The organism is Vibrio sp. 1402 (assembly GCF_033340275.1).
Map to the genome: position 1 here is coordinate 1 of NZ_JAWOWE010000614.1, position 541 is coordinate 541.

2 protein-coding genes are annotated in these 541 nt (G+C 47.9%); both read right to left on the bottom strand.

Annotated features, from left to right (window positions below):
- Positions 1 to 268, bottom strand: a 268-nt coding sequence (locus tag R7044_RS27545; protein WP_225456269.1) for an AAA family ATPase, incomplete at its 3' end; no start/stop codon positions are given.
- 6 nt (positions 269 to 274) lie between these two features.
- Positions 275 to 541, bottom strand: a 267-nt coding sequence (gene lolA, locus R7044_RS27550) for an outer membrane lipoprotein chaperone LolA (RefSeq protein WP_225456270.1), incomplete at its 5' end; no start/stop codon positions are given.

The following is a 541-nucleotide window of genomic DNA, read 5'->3' on the forward strand; positions in this document are numbered from 1 at the left end:
TCACACCGGACGTCACCGCAGACACGCGTTCAACTTCCGCATTTGCGTAATTAGCAGCGACTTCCGCTAACGTGGTTTTACCTGTACCAGGAGGCCCCCAAAGGATCATTGAGTGGACATGGCCAGCCTCTAACGCGCGACGCAGGGGTTTACCCGGGCCAAGAATGTGTTGCTGACCGATGTACTGCTCAATAGTTTGCGGTCTCATACGAGCAGCAAGGGGACGAAAATCTTCGTCCCCCGAGAAATCTAATGTGTAATTACTCACTACCTATTAATTCCTTTGATCGTCCACTTCCACGCCTTTTGGAACTGTGAACGTAAATCTGTCTGCTTTTGGTTTGCCAAGCTTAACATTACTGAATGTAAAGAGCCCTTTCTGACCATCTTGCTCGATGACGTTAAAGCCTTTCACTACGCCTTTCGCGTCAATATTGATCTGGAACTGACCTTGAGTAGAGTCTACTGCGGTTGGGATAAGCGTAAATTCATTCCCTTGCTGCGAGATCTTATAATTATCCCAATCACTTGCTCTGTTGCG